The sequence below is a fragment of the Rhizobacter sp. OV335 genome, from assembly GCF_900142965.1.
Taxonomy (GTDB): domain Bacteria; phylum Pseudomonadota; class Gammaproteobacteria; order Burkholderiales; family Burkholderiaceae_C; genus Rhizobacter.
Genome location: NZ_FRCQ01000042.1, coordinates 1 through 23578, shown reverse-complemented (window position 1 = coordinate 23578; position 23578 = coordinate 1). Strand labels below are relative to the sequence as shown.

At 70.0% G+C, this 23578-nt stretch carries 23 protein-coding genes; 20 read left to right on the top strand and 3 right to left on the bottom strand.

All coding sequences use genetic code 11. The features are described 5' to 3' along the window. Positions 1-151: 151 nt before the first annotated feature. The 8 genes from BUE42_RS29010 (at position 152) to BUE42_RS28975 (ending at position 7627) form a co-directional block, all read left to right on the top strand. A complete protein-coding gene (locus tag BUE42_RS29010) occupies positions 152-1978 on the top strand; it encodes a PAS domain S-box protein (RefSeq protein ID WP_073468763.1) in 1827 nt (608 codons plus the stop codon). After that, on the top strand, positions 1975-2775 hold the full coding sequence (locus tag BUE42_RS29005) for a response regulator (RefSeq protein ID WP_073468762.1): 801 nt from the start codon (positions 1975-1977) through the stop codon (positions 2773-2775). The genes BUE42_RS29010 and BUE42_RS29005 overlap by 4 nt, the downstream gene beginning before the upstream one ends. Positions 2776-2861: 86 nt before the next feature. Continuing rightward, a complete protein-coding gene (locus tag BUE42_RS29000) occupies positions 2862-3284 on the top strand; it encodes a universal stress protein (RefSeq protein ID WP_073468761.1) in 423 nt (140 codons plus the stop codon). A 286-nt stretch (positions 3285-3570) separates the two neighbouring features. Continuing rightward, complete coding sequence (locus BUE42_RS28995) at positions 3571-3684, top strand: periplasmic nitrate reductase, NapE protein (RefSeq protein WP_369823021.1); 114 nt, start codon at positions 3571-3573, stop codon at positions 3682-3684. A gap of 1 nt (position 3685) precedes the next feature. Continuing rightward, positions 3686-4003, top strand: a complete 318-nt coding sequence (locus BUE42_RS28990; protein WP_073468759.1) for a chaperone NapD — start codon at positions 3686-3688, stop codon at positions 4001-4003. Then, positions 3957-6452, top strand: a complete 2496-nt coding sequence (gene napA / locus BUE42_RS28985) for a periplasmic nitrate reductase subunit alpha (RefSeq protein ID WP_073468758.1) — start codon at positions 3957-3959, stop codon at positions 6450-6452. Before BUE42_RS28990 ends, napA begins: the two co-directional genes overlap by 47 nt. Before the next feature lie 31 nt (positions 6453-6483). Continuing rightward, entirely contained in the window at positions 6484-6951 is a 468-nt protein-coding gene (locus BUE42_RS28980; RefSeq protein WP_083614721.1) for a nitrate reductase cytochrome c-type subunit, read from the top strand. A gap of 13 nt (positions 6952-6964) precedes the next feature. Continuing rightward, positions 6965-7627, top strand: coding sequence for a NapC/NirT family cytochrome c (locus BUE42_RS28975; protein WP_073468757.1), 663 nt, complete (start codon positions 6965-6967; stop codon positions 7625-7627). 22 nt (positions 7628-7649) lie between these two features. On the opposite strand, the gene BUE42_RS28970 is transcribed toward BUE42_RS28975, so the two are convergent. The 3 genes from BUE42_RS28970 to nirK are packed head-to-tail and all read right to left on the bottom strand — an operon-like array spanning position 7650 to position 10508. Further along, positions 7650-8222 carry an SCO family protein gene (locus BUE42_RS28970; RefSeq protein ID WP_073468756.1) on the bottom strand — a complete coding sequence of 191 codons (573 nt, stop codon included), beginning with the start codon at positions 8220-8222 and terminating at the stop codon, positions 7650-7652. Next, positions 8222-9016, bottom strand: coding sequence for a formylglycine-generating enzyme family protein (locus BUE42_RS28965; RefSeq protein ID WP_073468755.1), 795 nt, complete (start codon positions 9014-9016; stop codon positions 8222-8224). Before BUE42_RS28965 ends, BUE42_RS28970 begins: the two co-directional genes overlap by 1 nt. 1 nt (position 9017) lies before the next feature. Continuing rightward, positions 9018-10508 carry a copper-containing nitrite reductase gene (nirK, locus tag BUE42_RS28960; protein WP_073468754.1) on the bottom strand — a complete coding sequence of 497 codons (1491 nt, stop codon included), beginning with the start codon at positions 10506-10508 and terminating at the stop codon, positions 9018-9020. Between the two features lie 217 nt (positions 10509-10725). Between nirK and BUE42_RS28955 the strand changes: the two genes are divergently transcribed. The 12 genes from BUE42_RS28955 to BUE42_RS28900 all read left to right on the top strand — a co-directional run. Beyond that, positions 10726-11034, top strand: a complete 309-nt coding sequence (locus BUE42_RS28955; protein WP_073468753.1) for a DUF2249 domain-containing protein — start codon at positions 10726-10728, stop codon at positions 11032-11034. A 31-nt stretch (positions 11035-11065) separates the two neighbouring features. Then, the gene (locus BUE42_RS28950; protein ID WP_073468752.1) at positions 11066-13339 is read left to right on the top strand and encodes a nitric-oxide reductase large subunit; all 2274 of its coding nucleotides are present in this window, start codon (positions 11066-11068) and stop codon (positions 13337-13339) included. Next, on the top strand, positions 13336-13803 hold the full coding sequence (locus BUE42_RS28945) for an Rrf2 family transcriptional regulator (RefSeq protein WP_073468783.1): 468 nt from the start codon (positions 13336-13338) through the stop codon (positions 13801-13803). The genes BUE42_RS28950 and BUE42_RS28945 overlap by 4 nt, the downstream gene beginning before the upstream one ends. Next, on the top strand, positions 13800-14132 hold the full coding sequence (locus BUE42_RS28940) for a metal-sulfur cluster assembly factor (RefSeq protein WP_073468751.1): 333 nt from the start codon (positions 13800-13802) through the stop codon (positions 14130-14132). Before BUE42_RS28945 ends, BUE42_RS28940 begins: the two co-directional genes overlap by 4 nt. Then, on the top strand, positions 14129-15235 hold the full coding sequence (locus tag BUE42_RS28935) for a hypothetical protein (RefSeq protein WP_073468750.1): 1107 nt from the start codon (positions 14129-14131) through the stop codon (positions 15233-15235). The genes BUE42_RS28940 and BUE42_RS28935 overlap by 4 nt, the downstream gene beginning before the upstream one ends. After that, positions 15226-16419 carry an NnrS family protein gene (locus BUE42_RS28930; RefSeq protein WP_073468749.1) on the top strand — a complete coding sequence of 398 codons (1194 nt, stop codon included), beginning with the start codon at positions 15226-15228 and terminating at the stop codon, positions 16417-16419. Before BUE42_RS28935 ends, BUE42_RS28930 begins: the two co-directional genes overlap by 10 nt. A gap of 4 nt (positions 16420-16423) precedes the next feature. Next, positions 16424-16813 (top strand): SirB2 family protein, encoded by a 390-nt coding sequence (locus BUE42_RS28925; protein ID WP_073468784.1) that lies wholly within the window; start codon positions 16424-16426, stop codon positions 16811-16813. Positions 16814-16976: 163 nt separating this feature from the next. Next, a complete protein-coding gene (locus tag BUE42_RS28920) occupies positions 16977-18239 on the top strand; it encodes an NAD(P)H-dependent flavin oxidoreductase (RefSeq protein WP_073468748.1) in 1263 nt (420 codons plus the stop codon). Next, positions 18236-19489: an NnrS family protein gene (locus BUE42_RS28915; protein WP_073468747.1), complete on the top strand. Its 1254-nt coding sequence runs from the start codon at positions 18236-18238 to the stop codon at positions 19487-19489. The genes BUE42_RS28920 and BUE42_RS28915 overlap by 4 nt, the downstream gene beginning before the upstream one ends. After that, complete coding sequence (locus tag BUE42_RS28910; RefSeq protein WP_073468746.1) at positions 19486-22377, top strand: adenosylcobalamin-dependent ribonucleoside-diphosphate reductase; 2892 nt, start codon at positions 19486-19488, stop codon at positions 22375-22377. Before BUE42_RS28915 ends, BUE42_RS28910 begins: the two co-directional genes overlap by 4 nt. Positions 22378-22458: 81 nt before the next feature. Further along, the gene (locus BUE42_RS28905; RefSeq protein WP_073468745.1) at positions 22459-23196 is read left to right on the top strand and encodes a helix-turn-helix domain-containing protein; all 738 of its coding nucleotides are present in this window, start codon (positions 22459-22461) and stop codon (positions 23194-23196) included. 98 nt (positions 23197-23294) lie between these two features. Continuing rightward, on the top strand, positions 23295-23578 hold a 284-nt coding region (locus BUE42_RS28900), incomplete at its 3' end, for a transposase (protein WP_200799059.1).

Sequence of the window (23578 nt, the reverse complement as noted above, 5' to 3'; positions counted from 1 at the left end):
GGCAACCCCCGATCCGGCGCCAAGTCAATCCGTCAATCGATGGAAGGGCCTGCTTGCGCATTGCGGCCGCAGGGAGTTGAATGCCCGCACACCTGAAACAACGCACTGCATCCGGCCTCGCGCCTGGCCCCGGTGCAGGGAGGGTTCCGACATGACACCGACGCAGTTGCTGGCGGCACGGCTGGCCCACGACTCGCCGGATGCGCTGGTCGCCACGGACACCGGCGGCAGCGTCACCTGGTGGAACCCTGCCGCCGAGGCCCTGTTCGGCTACTCCCGCGATGAAACGCTCGGACGGCAGCTGCCCGACCTGCTGCTGCCCGTCGGCATGACCGAGCCGTTGCACGATGACACCCGCAGCTGCGAGGTGGTGCGCCGCTGCAAGGACGGCTCGCTGATCTACGTGCTCGCGTCGGTGCGCACGCTGCCCGCGAACCCGGCCAGCCCCGGCGGCCCGGCGCGCGTGTACAGCATGGCCGACGTGACGCACATGAAGGTGGCGCGCGATGCCCACCTGATCGACACCCGCTACCGCGGACTGCTCGAATCGACGCCGGACGCGATCGTGATCGTCAACGACATCGGCCGCATCGTGTTCGTCAACGGGCAGGCCGAGGCGGTCTTCGGCTACCGGCGCGACGAGCTGGCAGGCCGGCCGCTCGAGGAGCTGATGCCGCAACGCTACCGCGGCGCGCATGCCGCCCACCTGGCGCGCTACCTGGCGCAGTCGCGCACGCGCGAGATGGGTCTCGGGCTCGAGCTGTACGGGCTGCGCCAGAACGGCGAGGAATTCCCGGTCGAGATCAGCCTGAGCCCGCTGGAGACCGAGGCGGGCCGCATGGGCATGAGCGCGATCCGCGACATGACGTACCGCCGCAAGGCCGAGCAGAAGTTCCGCGGCCTGCTCGAATCGGCGCCCGACGCGATCGTGATCGTCGACCGCAGCGGCCAGATCGTGCTGGTGAACACGCAGACCGAGCGGCTGTTCGGCTACCCGCGCGTCGAGCTGCTGGGCCAGCCGATCGAGATCCTGGTGCCGGAGCGCTTCCGTGCACTGCACCCGGGCCACCGGCAGCAGTTCTTCGCCGACCCGAACGTGCGGCCGATGGGCGCCGGGCTCGAGCTGCAGGGGCGCCGGCGCGACGGCTCGGAGTTTCCGGTCGAGATCAGCCTGAGCCCGCTGGAGACCGAAGAAGGCACGCTGGTGAGCGGCTCGATCCGCGACATCTCCGAGCGCCGCCGCGTCGAGCATGCGCTGCAGGACAAGAACGTCGAGCTGGAGCGCGCGAACCAGGCCAAGGACAAGTTCCTCGCGACCATGAGCCACGAGCTGCGCACGCCGCTGAACGCGGTGATCGGCTTCACCGGACTGCTGCTGATGAAGCTGCCCGGGCCGCTGACCGGCGACCAGGAAAAGCAGCTGACGATGGTGCAGTCCAGTGCCAAGCACCTGCTGTCGCTGATCAACGACCTGCTCGACCTCGCGAAGATCGATTCGGGCAACGTGCAGATGCAGTTCAGGCCGGTCGCGTGCCGCGCGCTGGTGGAGGAAGTCGCCGCCACGCTGCGCCCGACGGCCGAGGCCAAGGGCCTGCGGCTGCTGGCGCGGCTGCCGGCGCACGACGTGTCGGTGGACACCGACCAGCGCGCGCTGCAGCAGATCCTGATCAACCTGGTCAGCAATGCCGTCAAGTTCACCGAGAGCGGCACGGTGACGGTCGAGATGGCGGCACTGGCCGGCGTCGGCGTGGCGCTGTCGGTCAGCGACACCGGGCCGGGAATGAGCGCCGATGAGCAGGCGCGCCTGTTCCAGGCCTTCGCGCGCGTGGGCAGCGCGACGGCGCGCAGCCGCATCGAGGGCACCGGGCTCGGGCTGTACCTGAGCCGCAAGCTCGCCGAGCTGCTGGGCGGACGCATCGAACTCGACAGCGAGCCCGGGCGCGGCAGCTGTTTCACGCTGCCCCTGCCGATCCCATGAGTGCACGCATCCTGATCGTCGAAGACAACGCGATCAACCGCGAGCTGATGGACTACCTGCTGCGGGCGTTCGGCTTCGAGACGATGAAGGCCGCCGACGGTGCGGTCGGGCTGGAGATCGCCCGCCGCGAACGCCCCGACCTGATCCTGTGCGACGTCCAGATGCCGGTGCTCGACGGCCCGGCGTTCGCGCGCGAGGCCAAAGCCGATCCGGTGCTGCGCGACATCCCGCTGGTCGCGGTGACGGCGTTCGCGATGGTGGGCGACCGCGAGCGCGTGCTCGCGTACGGCTTCGACGGCTACATCTCCAAACCGCTCGAGCCCTTGAGCTTCATCCAGGCCGTCAACGCCGCGTTGCCCGCCGCGATGCGGGCCACCGGGGCGCCGCAGCCGCCACCGGCGACGCCTGCCCGGGTGCCGGCGGGTGGCGCCACCGTGCTCGTGCTCGACGATTCGCAGGTCAACCTGCAGTTCAAGCGCGACCTGCTGCAGCCGCACGGCTACACGGTCGTCACGGCCGACACGCCGGCGCAGGCGCTGCGGCTCGCACGCGCGCACCTGCCGGCGCTGATCCTGTCGGACGTGGGGATGTCCGAAGGCAGCGGCTTCGATTTCATCCGCGCGGTGAAGGCCGACCCGCTGCTGCGCGACATCCCGTTCATCTTCCTGTCGTCGACGCACTGGAACGAGGCCTCGCGCACGCTCGGCCTGCAGCTCGGCGCGTTCCGCTACCTGCTGCGCCCGCTGGAGCCTGCGGTGCTGCTGGCGGAGATCGAAGGCTGCCTGTCGCAGCACTGAACTTCACGAAAAATTGCGCTTAGTCAACAACGGTCTTTTGCTGTGTAGCTATTGTCGAACAACCACGGGTCAACTGGAAACAATCGATGAAGATCCTGCTCGGCGTCGACGACAGCCCCTGCACCCGTCACATGTTTGAATGCCTGGCTGCGCAGGCGACGTGGCTGGAATCGTCGCACGAGTACACCGCGCTCCACGTACTGGCGCCACTGCCCAATGGACTGGCTGCACTTCTCACTCGCGAGCAGGTTGAAGTGCGTTACGCCGACGCGAGTCGCGCGATATTTTCCGTACTCAGCCAAGCGCTAAATCGCCTGCCCGGACATGCTGCCCGCTCGCACTCGATCGGTGATCCCGGAACGTTGCTAGCACGGCGCGCAGCCGAAGATGGCTTTGACATCGTGATGGTCGGGTCTCATGGACGCGGGTCCATCGCGCAGTTGGTGGCTGGGTCGACCGTCACGCGGTTGCTCGCGCACGCGACGACGCCAGTGCTCGTGATGCGTTAATCGCAACGCTGTACCGGACATGCAGAAGCGCGAAGCCGAGCACCGAGCGGCCACTCCAACACGCAGAACTCGGCCAGCCAGCCGAGGTCGATCGCCGGGTTAGAGGCTGCGTTGACATTCATCAATACCACAGCGAGCGTTACGCCCTACTCTCGCGCTCATGCCATTGACACGTCGAGCCCGCGCCAGTACACACATGGTCAGAAACGGTCAGGAATCTACTGGCCGGAGGGGGAACAGCATGCCTGATTTGCCGGCCGCTCCGAGTAAGAGGCAGGAGCGCACCGTGCTGCTGCTCTCGCTCGTGGTCATCGCTCCGGTTCTCGCTGTCGGCATCGTCGGGGGCTACGGCTTCATCGTGTGGATCTACCAAATGTTCGCCGGCCCGCCCGGTAGCTGAGATGCACACCGCAGAACTTCATATTGCAAGCCTCGTCGTCTACTCGACACCGAGCCGCGCCGCCCTGTTGGCCGTCACGCTGTCGGCCCTGCCCGGTGCCATCGTCCACGCAGTGGGCGACAACGGCAAGCTGGTCGTCACGCTGGAAGCCGACGGCGCCGCGCAGATGGTCGCGCTGGTGCAGCAGATCCAGCGCACCGACGGCGTCCTGTCGGCAGCGCTGGTCTACCAGCATGCCGACACCTTGGATTCGATGAATGAGGAGATTTCCGATGCCGATCGCCCGCAGGGACTTCATCCGGCAGACGGCGGCGGCTAGCGCCGCTGCGGTCGCCGGCCTGCCATTGCCCGGCCTGACGGCCACCCCGACGAACAACGCTGAGCTGAAATGGTCCAAGGCCCCGTGCCGCTTCTGCGGCACCGGCTGCGGCGTCACCGTCGCGGTCAAGGACAACCGCGTCGTCGCGACGCACGGCGACATCGAGGCCGAGGTCAACAAGGGCCTGAACTGTGTCAAGGGCTACTTCCTGTCCAAGATCATGTACGGCGAGGACCGCCTGACGCGCCCGCTGATGCGCATGAAGGACGGCAAGTACGCGAAGGACGGCGAGTTCCAGCACGTCTCGTGGGACCGGGCCTTCGACGAGATGGCCTCGCAGTTCAAGCGTGTGCTGAAGGACAAGGGCCCCACCGCCGTCGGCATGTTCGGCTCCGGCCAGTGGACGGTCTGGGAAGGCTATGCAGCGCTGAAGCTGATGAAGGCCGGCTTCCGCAGCAACAACCTCGACCCGAACGCGCGCCACTGCATGGCATCGGCGGCGGTGGGCTTCATGCGCACCTTCGGCGCCGACGAGCCGATGGGCTGCTACGACGACATCGAGGCCGCCGACGCGTTCGTGCTGTGGGGCTCGAACATGGCCGAGATGCACCCCATCCTGTGGACGCGCGTGACCGACCGGCGCCTGAGCGGCACGGACGTCAAGGTGGCGGTGCTGTCGACCTTCGAGCATCGCTCGTACGAGTTGGCCGACCTCGAGCTCACCTTCACGCCGCAGACCGACCTGGCGATCCTCAACTTCATCGCGCACCACATCATCTCGACCGGCCGCGTGAACCGCTCGTTCGTCGAGAAGCACACCACCTTCAGGCTGGGCAACGCCGACATCGGCTACGGCCTGCGGCCCGAGCACCCGCTGCAGAAGGCCGCGAAGAACGCGGGCGCCGCCGGCGGCTCGAAGCCGATGAGCTTCGACGAGTTCGCGAAGTTCGTCGCGACCTATGACTTGGACTACACCTCGACGTTGAGCGGCGTGCCGAAGAACCGGCTGCAGGCGCTGGCCGAGCTGTACGCCGATCCGAAGGTGAAGGTGATGTCGTTCTGGACCATGGGCTTCAACCAGCACACCCGCGGGGTCTGGGCCAACAACATGGTCTACAACATCCACCTGCTCACCGGCAAGATCGCGACGCCGGGCAACAGCCCGTTCTCGCTGACCGGCCAGCCGTCGGCCTGCGGCACCGCGCGCGAGGTGGGAACCTTCGCGAACCGGTTGCCGGCCGACATGGTGGTCACCAACCCGAAGCACCGCGCGCACGCCGAAGAAATCTGGAAGCTGCCCGACGGCACGATCCCCGACGTGCCGGGGTACCACGCCGTGCTGCAGAACCGCATGCTCAAGGACGGCAAGCTCAACGCCTACTGGGTGATGGTCAACAACAACATGCAGGCGGGCGCGAACCTGACGCAGGAAGGCTTTCCAGGCTACCGCAACCCGGACAACTTCATCGTCGTGTCCGATGCCTACCCGACCGTCACCGGCCTGGCGGCCGACCTGATCCTGCCGGCGGCCATGTGGGTCGAGAAGGAAGGCGCCTACGGCAATGCCGAGCGCCGCACGCACTTCTGGCACCAGCTCGTCAGCGCACCGGGTGAAGCGAAGTCCGACCTGTGGCAGCTGATGGAGTTCTCCAAGCGCTTCAAGATCGAGGAAGTCTGGCCGGCCGAGCTGATCGCGAAGAAGCCTGAGTACCGCGGCAAGACATTGTTCCAGGTGCTGTTCGAGAACGGCCAGGTGAATGCATTCCCGGCGTCGCAGGTGGAGGCCGGCTACGCGAACGACGAGGCGAAGGCCTTCGGATTCTATCCGCAGAAGGGACTTTTCGAGGAGTACGCGACCTTCGGTCGGGGCCACGGCCACGACCTGGCGCCATTCGACCGCTACCACCAGGTGCGCGGGCTGCGCTGGCCGGTGGTCGACGGCAAGGAGACGCGCTGGCGCTACAAGGAAGGCTCGGACCCCTACGTGAAGCCGGGCAGCGACTGGCAGTTCTACGGCAACGCGGACGGCAAGGCGGTGATCTACGCGTTGCCGTACGAGCCGCCCCCGGAGGTGCCCGACAAGGACTTCCCGTTCTGGCTGTCGACCGGCCGCGTGCTGGAGCACTGGCACTCGGGCTCGATGACGCGCCGAGTGCCCGAGCTGCACCGCGCGGTGCCGAACGCCGTCTGCTACATGCACCCGGACGACGCGAAGGCGCTGGGCGTGCGGCGCGGCGACGAGATCGAGGTCGCATCGCGCCGCGGCGCGATGCGCACGCGGGTCGAGACGCGCGGGCGCAACAAGCCGCCGCGCGGGCTGGTGTTCGTGCCGTGGTTCGATGCCAGCCAGCTGATCAACAAGGTCACGCTGGACGCCACCGACCCGATCTCATTCCAGACCGATTTCAAGAAGTGCGCAGTGCGCATCGCGAAGGTCGCCGCAGTGTGAGGCGCAGGGAGAACCTATGAATGCACTTCGAATGCTGGCGCGGTCATGCGCCCTGGCTTGCGCGCTGGCGTGCGCGGCGGCCGCCGCGGCCCCGCCGCTGCTGCAGGACGCGATGCGCGGCCCGATCCCGATCCTCGACAACGCGGTGCCGCCGCGGCTGGCCAATGCGGTCAACGATGATCAGCGCCGCATGCGCAACTACGACATGCAGCCGCCGATCATCCCGCATCGGGTCGACGGCTACCAGGTCGACCGCAACTTCAACAAGTGCCTGGACTGCCACGCCCGCGCTCGCAGCGAATTCAGCCAGGCGGTGCCGGTGAGCGTCACGCACTACATCGACCGCAACGGCAAGGTGCTGGCGCAGATCTCAACGCGCCGCTATTTCTGCCAGCAGTGCCACGTGGCGCAGGAGCCGGTGCGTGCGCTGGTGACAAACACATTCGAGGACGTAGACACGGTGCTGCGCAAGGCCGCCGCCTCCTCCCCCCAACGCTGACCGGAGGCCCGACGTGCGCTACCTGCTGATCCGCTTTTGGACCATCCTCGCCCGCCCGAGCGTGCACTACAGCCTGGGCGTCCTGCTGCTGGCCGGCTTCATCGCCGGCGTGACGTTCTGGGGCGCCTTCAACACCGCGATGGAGGCCACCAACACTGAGGCCTTCTGCACCGGCTGCCACGAGATGCGCGACAACGTGTTCGCCGAGCTGAAGAGCACCATCCACTACACCAACCGCTCCGGCGTGCGCGCGGTGTGCTCGAACTGCCACGTGCCGCACGAGTGGACCCACAAGATCGCCCGCAAGATGCAGGCGTCGAAGGAGGTCTGGGGCAAAGTGTTCGGCACCATCGACACGCCGGAGAAATTTCAGGCCAAGCGGCTGGAGCTGGCACGCCACGAATGGGCCCGTTTCAAGGCCAATGATTCGCTGGAATGCCGTAACTGCCACAACTACGACTCGATGGACTTCACGCGCCAGAGCGTGCGCGCTCAGGCCATGCACTCGACCCACCTGGCCAACAAGGACAAGACCTGCATCGATTGCCACAAGGGCATCGCGCACCGGCTGCCGCACATCCCGCCTGGCGAGGCACCGACCGACACGCCGGGGCAGCAGGTGCCGAAGGCGGAGCAGGCGGCGCAGGCCGAAGCCGGCGCCACCACCGCACGCTGAGCGCCAGGCTTCAGTGCACGCCTCAGCGCCCGTCCCAGCGCAATTGCGCCTGGATCCGCCGCACGAAGGCCGGATCGGCGTTGCCCAGACGCGTGGTGCGCCCCGCGACGCGTCCGCGCGCATCCAGCAGCACCAGCAGGCTGGTGTGGTTGTAGTCGCCGTCGGGCAGCGCGCGAAAACGGATGCCCAGCAGCGCGGCCAGCTTGCGCGCGCCTGCCGCATCGGTGCGGGCCAGCGTCCAGTGCGCGCGATCGAGTCCCCGTTCGTCGGCCGTGCGCCGGAGCACTTGCACGGTGTCGCGTTCCGGGTCGAAGCTCACCATCAGCACGCCGATGCGTTCGCGCTCAGCCGGGGCCAGTGCCGCCTGCGTGTCGCGCAGCGCGTCGACCAGCATCGGGCAGACGAACTGGCACGAGGTGTAGAACATTGTGACCAGCATCGGGTGGCCCTGGCCGCCATCGAGCGCGATGTCCCGGCCGTCCTGGTCAGTCAGCGGCAGGTCGAGCTGGTAGACGGAATCACCCGGCCAACGAGGTGCGGCGCCCGCCGAGGCGGCACAGGCCAGCAGCGTGGCCAGCAAGGTTCTTCTCAACATCAGTATTTCTCCTTCAGAACGGGGGCCTGCGGACGCACGCAGCGAAAGCCGAGGCTGCGCGTGCTGTTCGAGGCGTCGAGGGATGACAGCAGGGCCACGCGCATCAGCACCGCGTAGTTCTCCCGCTGCTGCAGGTCGATGGCGCCGGCGCCGCAGAATTGCAGCTTGTCGGGGTCGTCGGCGGAGCGGCTGTCGGGGTTCACCAGCAGCGCGTTGAAGTCGTCCACCCACTCCCACACCAAGCCGTGCAGGTCGCGCACGCCATACGTATTGGGCGGGCCGCCGACGGCCGGCAGCGCCTGCGTCGCCGGCCGCGAATACCACGCCAGGATGCGCGCGCGCCACGCGGGGTCGGCGCGCGCATCGACACGGGTCTCGTCGGCCGCCGCCACGTACTCCCACTCGGGCCAGCTGGGCAGGCTGCCGCCCTCGCCCTCGCAGAAGGCCTGGGCGGCGAACCAGCTGAGCCCGGTGGCCGGCTGGTCGGCTCGCAAGCCGTCGCCGGGCGTGACCGGGTCGCGCCAGCCGCTCAGGTAGTCGGCATCGGCGAAGACCGTGGCTACGCGCCCGCGCTGCCACTGCGGCTGCGCGACGACGAAGCGCTGCAACTCGCCCACCGTCACCGGCGTCGCGCGCATCGCGAAGGCGGCGATGGCTTGCTGCTGCTGCTGTGCATCGCGTGCCAGCACGCTCGCGAGCGTGCCGGCAGGAATGTCGACATACGCCGCCGTCTGCGCCGCGCACGGCAGCGCGATGCAGCAGGCGCAGGCGGCGATCCAGGCCGTCGTGCCCACGTCAGTGCTCGGCGACCGTCGCCGCCACCGGCTTGGCGGCGCGCACCCGCTTCACGTCGTCGGTCAGGATGCGCCCGCCCGGGTTGTCCCAGCTGTTGAGTACGTAGGTGAGGATGTTGGCGACCTCGTCGTCGTTGAGCTGCACCATCGACGGCATCACCGAGTCGTAGTCGCCGCCATTCACCTTCAGCTTGCCGGTCAGCCCGTGCAGCACAATGCCGATCGCGCGCGCCGGGTCGGACGCGAGGTAGTCGGACCGTGCCAGCGGCGGAAACACGCCCGGCAGGCCGGCACCGTTCGCCTGGTGGCACACCGAGCAGGTCCCGGCAAACAGCGACTCGCCGGCACGCACCTGGTCCTGCAGCGTCAAGGTGCCGGCGGCGGCTGCCCGCGTCGCGGTGGCGACCGCGTTCATGTTCGGCTGCGAGCGATCGCCCAGGTACACCGAGTCGAGTTCCTTTCCGGAGTACAGCGACTTGTCCTCCGGCCCGCTGACCTTCAGGATCGCCAGCGCACCCTTGTTGAACGCGCGGAAGATCGAATGATCGACCAGCACGTAACTGCCGGGCACGCGGGTCGTGAACTTCACCACCGCCGCGCCGCCGGCCGGGATCAGCGTGGTCTGCACGTTCTTCTGCACGTTGCTGCCGCCCTCGTAGCGCACCTCGTCGAAGATGGCGCCGATGACATGGAAGCTGGACACCAGGTTCGGCCCGCCGTTGCCGACGAACAGCCGCACCGTCTCGCCGGTCTTCGCGGTGATTGCCTTGTCGCCGGTCAGCGCGCCTTCGGCACCGTTGAACAGCACGTAGGTCGGCCGCTCGTCGATGGCCTTCTCCATGTCGAACGGCTGCAGTCCCTTCTCGCGGTACTTGCCGCCGGTGTAGAAGTCGCCCTGCATCACGTAGTACTCGTGGTCCACCGGTGGCATCCCCTGCGGCGGCTCGACCAGGATCAGGCCGTACATGCCGTTGGCCACGTGCATGCCGACCGGCGCGGTCGCGCAGTGGTAGACGTAGATGCCTTCGTTGAGCGCCTTGAACGTGAACTGCGACGCATGGCCCGGCGCGGTAAAGCTCGACGCGGCTCCGCCGCCGGGGCCGGTGACGCCGTGCAGGTCGATGTTGTGCGGCATCTTGCTGCCCGGGTGGTTCTTCAGGTGGAACTCCACCGTGTCGCCCTGGCGCACGCGGATGAAGCTGCCTGGCACGGTGCCGCCGAAGGTCCAGAACGTGTACGACACGCCTTCGGAGATCTGCATCTCCTTCTCTATCACCTCGAGCTCGACGATGACCTTGGCGGGCGTGCTGCGATGGATCGGCGGCGGCACGTTCGGCGGGCTGGTCAGCACCGCGTGGATGGGCGCGCCCTGGGGCGGGCCGAAGTCGCCGGTTTTCGGCACCGCTTTCTGCGCCGTGCCCGCGGCGTGCGCGAGGCCCAGGGTGCAGGCCAGCAGTGCGGCGGCCGTCGCTGTCTTGAGGATGTTGGTCATGCTGTGATCCGGTACGGATGCGTCCCTCCATCGGGACGGCATGACAGTAGGGGCGCGTCGCCGGCGGGGGTTTGTGTTCGGTCAAGGAAGGCGACGGCGGCCGCGTCGTCAATGCAGCATTGACTTGCGTCAAGACCTTGCCGAGGTCGTCCTCCTACGATAGATGCATCTGCAATGCATCTATTGATGCAACGCATCCACGCCAGGAGATTCCCGCATGTCCTCGTCCCAGGTTTCCGTCCCGTCCCTTGCCGTCATCGACGTCCGCCCGATCCCGCGGCACGAACGCCACGCGCTGATCTTCTCGACCTTCAGGAAGCTGCCGGTCGGCAGGTCGATGCAGCTGGTGAACGATCACGACCCGCAGCCGCTGCAGCACCAGTTCCACGCCGAGATGCCCGGCGCCTTCAGCTGGGAGTACGTGCAGGCGGGCCCCGACCTCTGGCGCGTGCGCATCACCCGGCAGGCCCTGCCGGACCGCCATGCCGCCGGCGGCTGCTGCGGCGGCTGCGGCGGCGCGGCCTGATCCCTCCCCAGGTTTCCCCAAGGAGCATTCCATGAACCCCTCGCATCGCCTGTGGCGCTGGCTGGCACTGATCTTCGTGCTGTCCTTCGGCGCGCTCGGCTTCCTCGGCTACCAGATCCACCTGGCGGCCCCCCCCATTCCCGCATCGGTGGTCGACGCCGACGGCCGCACGCTGTTCACCGGCGCGCAGATCCAGGCCGGCCAGCAGGTCTGGCTCGCCTCGGGCGGCCAGCAGCAAGGCACGGTCTGGGGCCATGGCGCCTACGTGGCGCCCGACTGGTCGGCCGACTGGCTGCACCGCGAGGCGTCGGCGCTGCAGGCGCTTCGCCTCGACCAGCACGCGCAGGCTCAACCGACGCTGTCGAGCGCGGACCGCGCCGCGATCGCCGTCACCTTGCGCGAGGAGATGCGGCACAACGGCTACGACGAGACGAGCGGTGTGCTGAAGGTGTCGAACGACCGCGCGCTGGCGATCCGGCGCGTCGCGAGCCACTACGACAGCCTGTTCGGCAGCGACCCGGCACTGGCCGGGCTGCGCAACCAGTACGCGATGCGCGCCGGCAGCGTTCCCGACGCCGCCGACCGCCAGGCGCTGACGGCCTTCTTCTTCTGGAGCTCGTGGGCCGCGGCCACTGACCGCCCCGGCGAGACCGCCCTGTCGTACACCAGCAACTGGCCGCACGAGCCGCTGGTGGGCAACACGCTGACCGGCACCGCGGCCATGTGGTCGATGGCGAGCATCGTGCTGCTGATCGCCGGCATCGCCGCGATGGTCTGGTTCCACGGTAGCCGCGAGCGCGAGGCCGATCCGCTCCCTCCGGCCGCCGACCCCTTCCTGCAAGTGGTGGCCACCCCGTCGATGAAGGCGACCCGCAAGTACTTCTTCGCGGTGGTGGGCCTGCTGCTGCTGCAGATCGGCATGGGCGCTATCACAGCCCACTACGCGGTCGAGGGCGATGCGTTCTTCGGCCTTCCGCTGGCGGAGGTGCTGCCGTATGTCGTGAGCCGCACCGTGCACACGCAGGTCGGCATCTTCTGGATCGCCACCGCCTGGCTGGCCACCGGCCTGTACATCGCCCCGCTGCTGTCCGGCGCCGAACCGCGCTTCCAGAAGCTCGGCGTCGACGTGCTGTTCTGGGCGCTGATCACCATCGTGGTCGGCTCCACCGCCACCGGCTGGCTCGGCACGCTGCAGCACCGCGGCGTGGACTTCAGCTTCTGGATCGGCAACCAGGGTCTCGAATTCACCAGCATGGGCCGCGTGTGGCAGCTGCTGCTGTTCGTCGGCCTGCTGTTCTGGCTGCTGCTGCTCGGCCGCGCGCTGTGGCCGGCGCTGAAGAAGCCGTCGGAGACCCGTGGCCTGATCGCGATGGTGTTCCTGTCGGCGGCCTGCATCGGCGGTTTCTATTCCAGTTCGCTGATGTGGGGCCAGCACACCCACTACTCGATGGTCGAGTACTGGCGCTGGTGGCTGGTGCACCTGTGGGTCGAAGGCTTCTTCGAGGTCTTCGCCACCGCGGTGGTCGCGCTGATCTTCACGCGGCTGGGCCTGGTCTGCGCCGCGAGCGCCAACCGAGCGATCGTCGCCGAGACCATCGTGTTCCTGTTCGGCGGCATCCTGGGCACGCTGCACCACCTGTACTTCACCGGCACGCCGACCTCGGTGATCGCCGTCGGCGCGGTGTTCTCCGCGCTCGAAGTCGTGCCGCTCGCGATGCTCGGTCTGGAGGCCCTGCAGACTTGGCGCCGTTCGCAGCGCGCGCCGTGGCTGGCGGCCTACCGCTGGCCGATCATGTGCTTCGTCGCGGTCGGGTTCTGGAACACGGTCGGCGCCGGCGTGCTCGGCTTCGCGATCAACCCCCCGGCCTCGCTGTACTACGTGCAGGGCCTGAACATGACGGCCGCCCACGGGCATGCGGCGCTGTTCGGCGTCTACGGCATGCTCGGCATCGGGCTGATGCTATTTTGCCTGCGCGGGCTGTATGCGCGGCACCTGCATGCCGACCGCCTGCTGGCACCGGCGTGGTGGGGCATGAATGCGGGCCTCGCAATGATGGTGTTCCTATCGCTGCTGCCGGCCGGCATCTGGCAGGCCTGGGCCAGCGTCGACCAGGGCATGTGGTTCGCGCGCTCGCCGGCCGTCGTGCATTCGAAGGTGATGGAAACTCTGGTGTGGCTGCGCGTGCCCGGCGACGTGGTGTTCGCCGGCGGCGCGCTGCTGCTGGCGGTGTATGCGTGGCGGCTGCTGCGCCGCCCGGCCGCCGACGCGGCGGCAGCGCCGTCCCCGCGGGCGGTGCGGCCATGAGGCTCAGCGGCTTCACCGACTACAGCCTGCGCGTGCTGATCTACCTCGCAGCGAAGCCGGGCCGGCAGGTCACGATCCGCGAGATCGCCGGCTCGTTCGGCATCTCCGCCCACCACCTGACCAAGGTGGTCTGGTTCCTCGGCCAGCACGGCTGGCTGAGCACCGTGCGAGGACGCGGCGGCGGCATCGCGTTGGGTCGGCCGGCCGCCGAGATCGTCGTCGGCACGGTGGTGCGGGCGACCGAGGCCCAGACCCGCCCCGGCGACTGTTTCGGCCAACAGCCCGACGCCTGCCGCATCGCGCGGGTCTGCGCGCTGCGGGGCGTGCTGCACGACGCGCTTGAGGCCTTCTACGCCGCGCTCGACCGCAGCACCCTGGCCGACCTGGTCCGCAACGCGCCGGCGCTCGCCGAGGTGTTGTTCGTGCGGTCGCCGCCCGCCTCGCTGCAGGCGAGGTTCGCATGAACGCCGCCCCCATCGACTTCGACGGCCCCGAGGCGCTGCGCGAGCCGTTGCAGGCTGCGCTGGCGCGGGTCGTAGACCCCGAGCTCGCGCTGTCGATCACCGACCTGGGCCTGGTCTACCGGCTGCAGGTGGACGACGCCGGCGCGCGGGTGCGGATGACGATGACGTCGCCGGCCTGCCCGGTGATCGACCTGATCGTCGAAGACGTCGAGAACGAACTCGACCGCGTGCTGCCGCCCGGCTATGCGATCGCGGTCGAGGTGTGCTGGGAACCGGCATGGACACCGGACCGGATGAGCGAGCGGGCCCGCCGCTTCCTGCAGCCGTGAACGCGCGGGCTTCGGGTCTCGCCCGGCTGGGCCTGGCGCTGCTGGTCGCGGTGTCGCTGGTGGCCGCGGTGGCCGCCGGGCTGCTGCGCGCCGGTTGGCTGCAGGTGGCCTGGCTGCCGGAAGGCCTCGGGGCGCTGGCGCTCGGCCAGCATGCCGCGCTGATGCTGTCGGGCCTGCTCGGCACCACGATCGCGGTCGAGCGTGCGGTCGCGCTGAAGCAAGGCTGGGCCTTCCTCGCGCCGTGGGCCTCGGGGCTGGGCAGCCTCGCGCTGCTGGCCGGGCTGGACACCGTGGGCGGCTGGCTGGGCGTGGCCGCGGCCGCGGTGTTCGTCGGCGCCAGCACCGCGGTGTCGGCACGCCAGTGGGCCGTGCATTCGGCGCTGCTGCTGCCCGCGGCCGTGGCGTGGCTGGTCGGCAACCTGTTGTTCGCGCTCGGCCAGCCCACCGAGGCGACGCTGCCGTGGTGGTTCGCCTTCATCGTGCTGACCGTCGCGGCCGAGCGCCTCGAGATGGCCCGGCTGATGCGCCACCGCCCGGCAGCGCAGGCCGTGCTGGTGGCCCTGCTGATGAGCCTGCTGGCCGCGGCGGCCCTGACCGGCCGCCGGCCGTTCGAAGCCGGTGTGCTGTACGGCGGCACGCTGGTCGCATTGGCGCTGTGGCTGCTGCGCTTCGACATCGCCCGCCGCACCTGGCATGCACATGGCTTGGCCCGCTACATGGCGGTGAGTCTGCTGGCCGGCTACGTGTGGCTCGCGGTGGCCGGCGTGGCATGGATCGGCGTCGCCTGGGGTTGCCCGGGCCGCGACTGGGCGCTGCATGCACTCGGGCTGGGGTTCATCTTCAGCATGGTGATGGGTCACGCGCCGGTGATCCTGCCGGCGGTCGCGCGGGTGAAACTGCGCTTCGGCCCGTGGTTCTACCTGCCGCTGGCCCTGTTGCACGGCTCGTTGCTGCTGCGCCTGCCGGGCAGCCTGGTCGATCCTTCCTGGCGCAGCGTCGGCACGGCCCTGAATGCCGCCGCGCTCGCGCTGTTCATGGTGACCCTGGCCGGTTCGGCACTGGCCTGGCACCGCCCCTTGCATCGGAGGCCACGATGCCGCTGATTCCCCTCGAAGATCCCCGCACCGCCCGCGTCGACCCGCGCAGCTTCGCGCTTTGGGCGCTCGGCTTCCGGCCGTTCTACCTGCTGGCCGGCGGCTTCGCGTCGCTGTCGATCGGACTATGGGCGCTGCAGTTCGCCGGCTGGTTGCCGCGCCCCTACCTGTCGGGGCCGGTGTGGCATGCGCACGAGATGCTGTTCGGCTTCGCGCTGGCGGTGGTGGTGGGCTTCCTGTTCACCGCCGGCCGCAACTGGGCGGACCGGCCGACCCCGACCGGCGGCGGCCTGGCCGCGCTGGCCCTGCTGTGGGTGGCTGGGCGCGTGCTGGTGCTGACGCCGTTCGGCTGGACCGCCGCGCTGGTGGACAGCGCGTTCGCGCCGGCCGCGGCCATCGCGTTGGCCGTTCCGTTCCATGCCGCGCGCAACCGGCGCAACTACTTCTTCGTCGGCCTGCTCCTGCTGCTGGGCGCGGCGAACTTCTCGATGCACCTGTCGCAGCTCGGCCTGCTGGACCGGCCGGCGCTCGGCAGCCTGCAGGTCGCACTCGACTCGATGCTGTTCATCATGGCGGTGATGGCCGGCCGGGTGGTGCCGATGTTCACCAACAACGGCGTGCCGGGTGCCGGCGCGCAGCGCGAGCCACGCGTCGAGCGCGTCGCGCTGGGCGCGGTGCTGGCGCTGCTGGTGGTCGACCTGCTGCCGCTGCCGCCGCTCGTGCTGGTGGGGGTCGCGCTTCTCGGCGCGCTGGCCCATGCGCTGCGCTGGGCGCTGTGGCGGCCGTGGAAGACGCTGCGCATCCCGCTGGTGTGGGTGCTGCACGCCGCGTATGCGTGGATACCGCTGCACCTGGCGCTGCGCGCCTGCTCCGCGCTCGGCTGGACCAGCCCGTCGCTCGCGACCCATGCGCTGACCGCCGGCGCCCTCGGCGGCCTGGTGATCGGCATGATGACCCGCACCAGCCGCGGCCACACCGGCCGGCCGCTGCGCGCCGACCGCATCGACGTCGCCTGCTACCTGCTGGTGCTGGGCGCCGCGCTGCTGCGCGTGTTGCTGCCGTGGGCCTGGCCGGCGTGGACGCTGGCGGCAGTGCTGGCCTCGGCCGCGCTGTGGTCGGCGGGGTTCGGGCTGTTCGTGTTTCACTACGCGCCGTTCCTCGTTCGCGCACGGCTCGATGGCCGTGCCGGTTGACCCCATGGACTACTCCACCGTCAAGCTGATCCACCAGGGCGCCGTGGCGCTGTCGTTCGCCGGCTTCTTCGTGCGGGGCATCGCCGCGCTGGCCGGCGCCGGCTGGGTGCGCGGCCGCCCCGCGCGCTCGCTGCCGCACCTAATCGATTCGGTGCTGCTGCTGTCGGCGTTGACGCTCGCGTGGATGCTGCGCATCCACCCCGGCTCGGCGCCCTGGCTGGCCGCCAAGGTGGCCGGCCTCGTGCTCTACATCGGGCTGGGCGTCGTCGCGCTGCGCCCGGGGTTGCCGTGGCGTTGGCGCGCCGCCGCGTGGATCGCGGCGCTGCTGTGCTTCGGCTACATCGTGTCGGTCGCGATCACCAAGAGCCCGCTCGGGGTACTGTCGCTCGCGTAGTGTCAACAGGCCCTGGTTCAGACGCCGCCCAGGCGGAACACCGCCACCGCCTGCACGACTTGAGCTCCGTCAAGCCACGCGCGCCAGTGCCCCGTCCTTGACACCCATCAAGCCCCGCTTCACCGGCGCTGGCTATCGTCGACCCCTCACCCTCCCGATCGCCATGCACCCTTCCATCGCCCCCGCCGACACACTGCAAGACTCCCTCGCACGCTGTGGCCTTGCGCCGCTGCGCCTTGGCGGCCGCTCGCTGCTGCCGATTGTCCAGGGCGGCATGGGCGTGGGCATCTCCGCGCATCGCCTGGCGGGCACGGTGGCGAGCCTGGGCGCGCTCGGCACGATCTCGTCGGTCGACCTGCGGCGCCTGCACCCGGACCTGATGGAGCGCACGCACAACCTGCCGATCGGCACCGCGTGGGCGACCGCCGCGGCGAAAGCGGCCATCAACGAAGCCAACCTGGTGGCGCTGGACCGCGAGATCCACGCGGCGCGCGCACGCGCGAACGGACGCGGGCTGCTCGCGATCAACGTGATGCGCGCCGTCGGCCAGTACGCGGCCTCGGTGACCTGCGCGCTGCAGTGCGGCATCGACGCAGTGGTCGTCGGAGCCGGCCTGCCGCTGGACTTGCCGGAGCTGGCGCGCGAGCATCCCCGCACGCTGCTGGTGCCGATCCTGTCGGACGCCCGCGGCGTGCAGCTGCTGCTGCGCAAGTGGGAGCGCAAGCAGCGCCTGCCCGACGCCATCGTGCTGGAGCACCCGGGCCTGGCCGGCGGGCACCTCGGCGCGGCGCGCATCAGCGACCTGCACGACCCGCGCTTCGACTTCGACAACGTGATCCCGCAGGTGCTGGGGTTTCTGCGCGAGCACGGCGTCGAGAAGGAGATCCCGCTGATCGCGGCCGGCGGCGTGCGCAGCTTCGCCGACATCGCGCGACTGCAGTCGCTCGGCGCGGCCGCGGTGCAGCTGGGCACGCCGTTCGCCGTCACGACCGAAGGCGATGCCCATGCGGGCTTCAAGCGCGTGCTGGCCGAGGCACGCGACGAGGACCTGGTCGAGTTCACCAGCGTGGCCGGCCTGCCGGCCCGCGCGGTTGCGACGCCGTGGCTGCGCAACTACCTGAAGGCCGAGCCGCGGCTGAAGGAGAACGCGCAGGTCAAGCCGCGCTGCACGCTGGCCTTCGACTGCCTGGCCCAGTGCGGCCTGCGCGACGGGCTGGCCGACTGGGGCCAGTTCTGCATCGACACGCAGCTCGCCGCCGCGCTACGCGGCGACGTGCGCAAGGGCCTGTTCTTCCGCGGCGTCGGACGGCTGCCGTTCGGCAGCGAGATCCGCAGCGTGCACGATCTGATGGAGCGGCTGCTGACGCCCGCACCCGCCGCTGTCACCCCCGCGATCGCACCCGCAGTCCCCGCCACAACCGATTGAGCACCGCGGTGCGGCGCCTGCTGGACGCTCCGCACCGGCTATGCTTCGCGGCCGCAGGCCTGCTGCTGGCGGTCGCCTCGCTCGGGTGGCTGGCGCTGCTGGCGGGGCCGCCGGGCATCGCGTCGCACTGGGCGGTGGCCCCGCGCCATGCCCACGGGCTGCTGATGACGCTCGGCTTCCTGCCGCTCTACATCGCCGGCTTCCTGTTCACAGCCGGTCCGCGCTGGCTGCAGGTGCCGGCGCTCCCGGCGCGGCGGCTGCTCGCGCCGGTCGCCGCGATGGTGGCCGGCTGGGTCGTCGTGCTGGCCGGCATGCCGCTGGAGGCGACCTTCGCGGCCGCCGGGATGGCCTCGGTCGCCGCGGGCTGGTCGAGCCTGTGCCTGCGCCTCGCGTCGCTGCTGTGCGCCAGCCGGGCGGCCGACAAGGCGCATGCCGCCGCGATCGTGGCCGCGTGCAGCGTCGGCGCCGCCGCGATGGCGCTCGCCGCCGTCGCGCTGGCGACCGGCCATGCCGCCGCGCTGGACGCGGCCCCGCCGCTCGCGCTGGGCGGCTTCGTGCTGCCGGTGCTCACCGCCGCATCGCACCGGATGCTGCCGTTCTTTCCTCGCAGGCCGGGCGGCTGGCTGGCCACCGCCGCGGTGGTCACCTGGTGCGGCGATGCCCTCGTCGCTGCGTGGCGGCCGGCGGCGCCGTGGCTGGCCGACAGCGTCGCCGTCGCCGAAGCGGTGGTCGCGGCCTGGCTGGCCGTCACCGCCTGGCGCTGGTGGCGGCGGCATGGCCTGCCCAGCCGGTTGGTGGCGATGCTGCTCACCGGCTTCACCTGGCTGGCCGTCGCGCTGGCACTCGGTGCCGCCGCCCACCTGCCCGGCCTGCCCGCGAGCACCGCACGGGCCGCGCTGCATGCGCTGGCCATGGGGCACGCCGGCAGTCTGCTGATCGCGATGGTCACGCGCATCACCGCCACCCACGGCGGTCGGTCGCTGGCGGCGGACAGCGTGACGCTCGGCCTGTTCCTGCTGCTGCAGGCCGCCGCCGTCGCGCGCGTGGCTGTATCGCTGTGGCCGGTGGCCGGCACGACCCTGCTACCGGTCGCTGCCGCCCTGTGGGCGGCGGCCATGACGACCTGGTCCGTGCGCTGCGGCGCCTGGCTGCTGCTGGCCGGAGTTCGACCGCTCGCTGACGCGGGTCAAAGCCTTACCCGGAACACGCCGCTACCGTCATGCACGACTTCATCACCAGACCGCCCATGACCACCGACACGCTCGCCGCCGACACCGCCCTCCACCTGCTGCCGCCCCAGCCGATCAGCGAAGAAATCCTGCTCGAGAAGTACGCCAAGGGCGACGAGCGCAGCATCGACGACGTGCGCCGGCGCGTCGCACGCGCGCTGGCGCAGGCGGAGGCGCCGGAGGCGAGGCTGCACTGGGAACAGCGCTTTCTCGATGCGCAACGCCATGGCTTCGTGCCCGCCGGCCGCATCAACTCGGCCGCCGGCACCGAGATGGCGGCCACGCTGATCAACTGCTTCGTGCAGCCGGTCGGGGATTCGATCGCGACCGACGACGAGGGCCACCCAGGCATCTACACCGCGCTCACCGAGGCGGCCGAAACGATGCGCCGCGGCGGCGGCGTCGGCTACGACTTCTCTCGCATCCGCCCGCGTGGCGCGTGGGTCGCCAGCACGCGCTCCAGCGCCTCTGGGCCGGTGTCATACCTGCGGGTGTTCGACCGCTCCTGCGAGACGGTCGAATCGGCCGGCGCGCGGCGGGGTGCGCAGATGGGCGTGCTGCGCTGCGACCACCCGGACATCGAGGAGTTCATCCACGCGAAGGACAAGGGCGACCTCAGCAACTTCAACCTCTCTGTCGGCCTGACCGATGCGTTCATGGAGGCGGTGCAGCGCGACGCCGCGATCGACCTGGTGCACCGCGCCGAGCCGGGCCCGCAGCGGCTGCGCGAAGGCGCCCACCTGCGCGGCGACGGGCTGTGGGTCTACCGCAGCCTGCCGGCGCGCGCGCTGTGGGAGCAGGTCATGCAGTCGACCTACGACCATGCCGAGCCCGGCGTGCTGTTCCTCGACCGCATGAACGCCGACAACAACCTGGCCTACTGCGAACACATTGCCGCCACCAACCCGTGCGCTGAACAGCCGCTGCCGCCGTATGGCTGCTGCTGCCTCGGCTCGATCGACCTGACGCGCTTCATTGCCGATCCGTTCAGCGCCGCCGCGCGCTTCGACGAGGCCGGCTTCGCCGAGCAGGCCCGCGTCGCGGTGCGCATGCTCGACAACGTGCTCGACCTGAGCCACTGGCCGCTGCCGCAGCAGGCCGACGAGGCCGCAGGCAAGCGCCGCATCGGCCTCGGCTTCACCGGCCTGGGCGACGCGCTGGTGATGCTGAACCTGCGCTACGACAGCGCAGACGCGCGCGCGGCCGCGCGCCGCATCGCCGAGGTGATGCGCGACGCGGCCTACTCGGCCTCCTGCGACCTGGCCGCGGAGCGCGGGCCGTTCCCGCTCTTCAATGGCGACCTGTTCCTCGGCGGCGGAAGTTTCGCGTCACGCCTGCCGGCGGCGCTGAAGGAACGCATCCGCGCCGGGGGCCTACGCAACTCGCACCTGCTGTCGATCGCACCGACCGGTACCATCAGCCTGGCCTTCGCGGACAACGCCAGCAACGGCATCGAACCGGCCTTCTCGTGGACCTATACGCGCAAGAAGCGGATGGCCGACGGCAGCGTCGTCGCGCATGCCGTGCAGGACCACGCCTGGCGGCTGTACCGCCATCTGAAGGGCGACGATGCACCGCTGACGCCGGCCTTCGTCACCGCGCTGGACATCTCGGCCTCGGCACATGCGCAGATGGTGGCCGCCGTGGCACCGTGCATCGACACGTCGATCTCGAAGACGGTGAACGTGCCGGCGGACTACCCCTACGCCGACTTCCAGGACTTGTACCTGCAGGCCTGGCGGGCCGGCCTGAAGGGGCTGGCCACCTACCGCCCGAACGCGGTGCTCGGTTCGGTGCTGAGCGTCGAGGCGCCGCCGCTGCCGGTCGAGGTCGACGCGGTGAACCGGCGCCTGGCGCTCGAGCGCACCCGCCCGGCCGTGCTCGCGTCGTTGCGTTGGCCGGGGCGGCCGCCGCTGCCAGCGGGCAACCAGGCCTGGTGCTACATGGTGCGCCACCCGCACGGCGAGTTCGCGCTGTTCGTCGGCGACCTGCCGGTGGACGAGGCGTCCGCCCGCCTGGCGCCGTTCGAGGTCTGGGTCAACGGAGCTGAGCAACCGCGCGGGCTGGGCGCGCTCGCCAAGACGCTGTCGATGGACCTGCGGGCGCGCGATGCAGCCTGGGTGCGCCTGAAGCTCGATCAATTGGCCACCGTGCAGGAAGAACGCGCGTTCGACATGCCGTTCCCGCCGGACGGCGCGCCGCGCCGCTTCCCCGGCGTCGTCGCGGCCACCGCCGCGGTGATCCGCTGGCGCTGCGAACAGCTCGGCCTGTGGTCGGCGACGGACGGCGCGGCGGCGACGCCGGTGATGGACTCGCTATTCAGCGCAGGCGAACCGCAGACGGGTCCGAACGGCACGCTGGCCTGGTCGGTCGACATCCATAACCCGGCGAGCGACGAGCAGTTCACGATGACGCTGAAGGAGGTGGTGGTGCCCGAGGGGCACGGCGCGACGACCACCCGGCCCTGCAGCGTGGGGCTGTCGGGCAACTACCCGCGGGCGATGGACGGGCTGGCCCGCCTGCTGTCGCTGGACATGCGGGTGCTCGACCCGGCCTGGATCGGCATGAAGCTGCGCAAGCTCCTGAACTATGCCGAGCCGCTCGGGCACTTCATGGCCTTCGTGCCCGGCACCGCGCCGGACCGGCAGCGACAGCAGACTTGGCCGTCGACGGTGGCGTACATGGCTCGGCTGATCCTGCACCGCTACACGCAGCTCGGCGTGCTGGACGAGGACGGCCATCCGGTCCACCGCATGGGCATCCTTCAAGTGCCAGCGGCTGCGGCCAGCGCGGCGGCGCCGACCGCCCGGCACGGCGCGCCCTGCCCCGAATGCGGCAATGCCGCGCTGATCCACCGCGACGGCTGCCTGTTCTGCACCGCCTGCGGCCACCTGGGCAGTTGCGGCTAGCGGCCCGCCGCCGTTGATCCATCGCAAGGCGGTGGCGGGGGTCGGGCCGAACAATGGCGCACCCTCGCCGCCTGCCTTGCCATGGACCGTCCACCTGCTGCTGCACTTCCCACCGCGCCATCAACGGCTTGCGCGCACTGCGTGTTGCGCGACCTGTGCCTGACCCCGCCGTCCAACGCGCCGCCGTCGTGGCAACCCGACACGCTGGTTGCGACCCGGCTCTCACTGTGCCGCGGCGAGGCGCTGTTCCGCCAGGGCGGCCGCTTCGAGTCGCTGTACGCGGTGCGAAGCGGCTTCTTCAAGACCCGGGTGTCGTCGCCGGACGGACGCGACCAAATCACCGGCTTCCAGATGTCCGGCGAGCTGCTCGGGCTGGATGGCATCGGCGACGGCGTGCACGCCTGCGACGCGCTGGCGCTGGAGGACTCGCAGGTGTGCGTCGTCCCCTACCCGGCTCTGGAGCGTCTGGCACAGCAGTTCCCAGAACTGCAGAGCGAGTTCCACCGCATCCTGAGCCGCGAGATCGTGCGTCACCACGCGGTGATGCTGCTGCTGTCCAACGTGCATGCCGACCGGCGCTTGGCCGCCTTCCTGCTGAACTTGGCACGGCGGCTCGGCAACCGCGGCTACTCGGCCGCATCGCTGGTCCTGCGCATGACGCGCGAAGAGATAGGGACCTATCTCGGCCTGAAGCTGGAAACGGTCAGCCGCAGCTTCTCGCGGCTGCACGAGCGCGGCGTGCTGGACGTCCGGCAGCGCCAAGTCAGCATCATCGATCCGTCGCGGCTGCAGGAGCTGGCTGGCGACAGCAGCGGCTGATCGCTGCGCTTGCGCGCGATCCAGAGCCTGTCATTAATTTCGTGTTCAAGGCATAGCATGACCCCCCAGGAGCATCTATGCCGATAAGCAAGACGAGGATGAAGAACGCCGCGATTGCGGCGAAGTCGGCGGCATTGCCGACGATTCCCAAGGAACTGCTTGAGCAGTTTGTGAGCGGGCCGATGACCGGTGAGCAGGTGAACGCTGCGTCGATGGCGTTCAAGAAGGCGCTGATCGAGCGAGCGCTGGGTGCCGAGCTGGGTCATCACCTGGGCTACGCGAGCGGCGCGTCCAAGCCCGAGTCCGCGACCAACCAGCGCAACGGCAAGAGCGGCAAGACCGTGATCACCGAGGACGGGCCGCTGCGCATCGAAGTGCCTCG

Excerpts from the sequence above, each read along its gene's own strand:
- BUE42_RS29000 (WP_073468761.1), top strand. The coding sequence starts at position 2,862 with ATGAAGATCCTGCTCGGCGTCGACGACAGCCCCTGCACCCGTCACATG.
- BUE42_RS29005 (WP_073468762.1), top strand. The coding sequence starts at position 1,975 with ATGAGTGCACGCATCCTGATCGTCGAAGACAACGCGATCAACCGCGAG.
- BUE42_RS28940 (WP_073468751.1), top strand. The coding sequence starts at position 13,800 with ATGAACGCCGCCCCCATCGACTTCGACGGCCCCGAGGCGCTGCGCGAG.
- BUE42_RS28980 (WP_083614721.1), top strand. The coding sequence starts at position 6,484 with ATGCTGGCGCGGTCATGCGCCCTGGCTTGCGCGCTGGCGTGCGCGGCG.
- napA (WP_073468758.1), top strand. The coding sequence starts at position 3,957 with ATGCCGATCGCCCGCAGGGACTTCATCCGGCAGACGGCGGCGGCTAGC.
- BUE42_RS28910 (WP_073468746.1), top strand. The coding sequence starts at position 19,486 with ATGACCACCGACACGCTCGCCGCCGACACCGCCCTCCACCTGCTGCCG.
- BUE42_RS28925 (WP_073468784.1), top strand. The coding sequence starts at position 16,424 with ATGGACTACTCCACCGTCAAGCTGATCCACCAGGGCGCCGTGGCGCTG.
- BUE42_RS28955 (WP_073468753.1), top strand. The coding sequence starts at position 10,726 with ATGTCCTCGTCCCAGGTTTCCGTCCCGTCCCTTGCCGTCATCGACGTC.
- BUE42_RS28990 (WP_073468759.1), top strand. The coding sequence starts at position 3,686 with ATGCACACCGCAGAACTTCATATTGCAAGCCTCGTCGTCTACTCGACA.
- BUE42_RS28950 (WP_073468752.1), top strand. The coding sequence starts at position 11,066 with ATGAACCCCTCGCATCGCCTGTGGCGCTGGCTGGCACTGATCTTCGTG.
- BUE42_RS28930 (WP_073468749.1), top strand. The coding sequence starts at position 15,226 with ATGCCGCTGATTCCCCTCGAAGATCCCCGCACCGCCCGCGTCGACCCG.
- BUE42_RS28920 (WP_073468748.1), top strand. The coding sequence starts at position 16,977 with ATGCACCCTTCCATCGCCCCCGCCGACACACTGCAAGACTCCCTCGCA.
- nirK (WP_073468754.1), bottom strand. The coding sequence starts at position 10,508 with ATGACCAACATCCTCAAGACAGCGACGGCCGCCGCACTGCTGGCCTGC.
- BUE42_RS28945 (WP_073468783.1), top strand. The coding sequence starts at position 13,336 with ATGAGGCTCAGCGGCTTCACCGACTACAGCCTGCGCGTGCTGATCTAC.
- BUE42_RS28905 (WP_073468745.1), top strand. The coding sequence starts at position 22,459 with ATGGACCGTCCACCTGCTGCTGCACTTCCCACCGCGCCATCAACGGCT.
- BUE42_RS29010 (WP_073468763.1), top strand. The coding sequence starts at position 152 with ATGACACCGACGCAGTTGCTGGCGGCACGGCTGGCCCACGACTCGCCG.
- BUE42_RS28970 (WP_073468756.1), bottom strand. The coding sequence starts at position 8,222 with ATGTTGAGAAGAACCTTGCTGGCCACGCTGCTGGCCTGTGCCGCCTCG.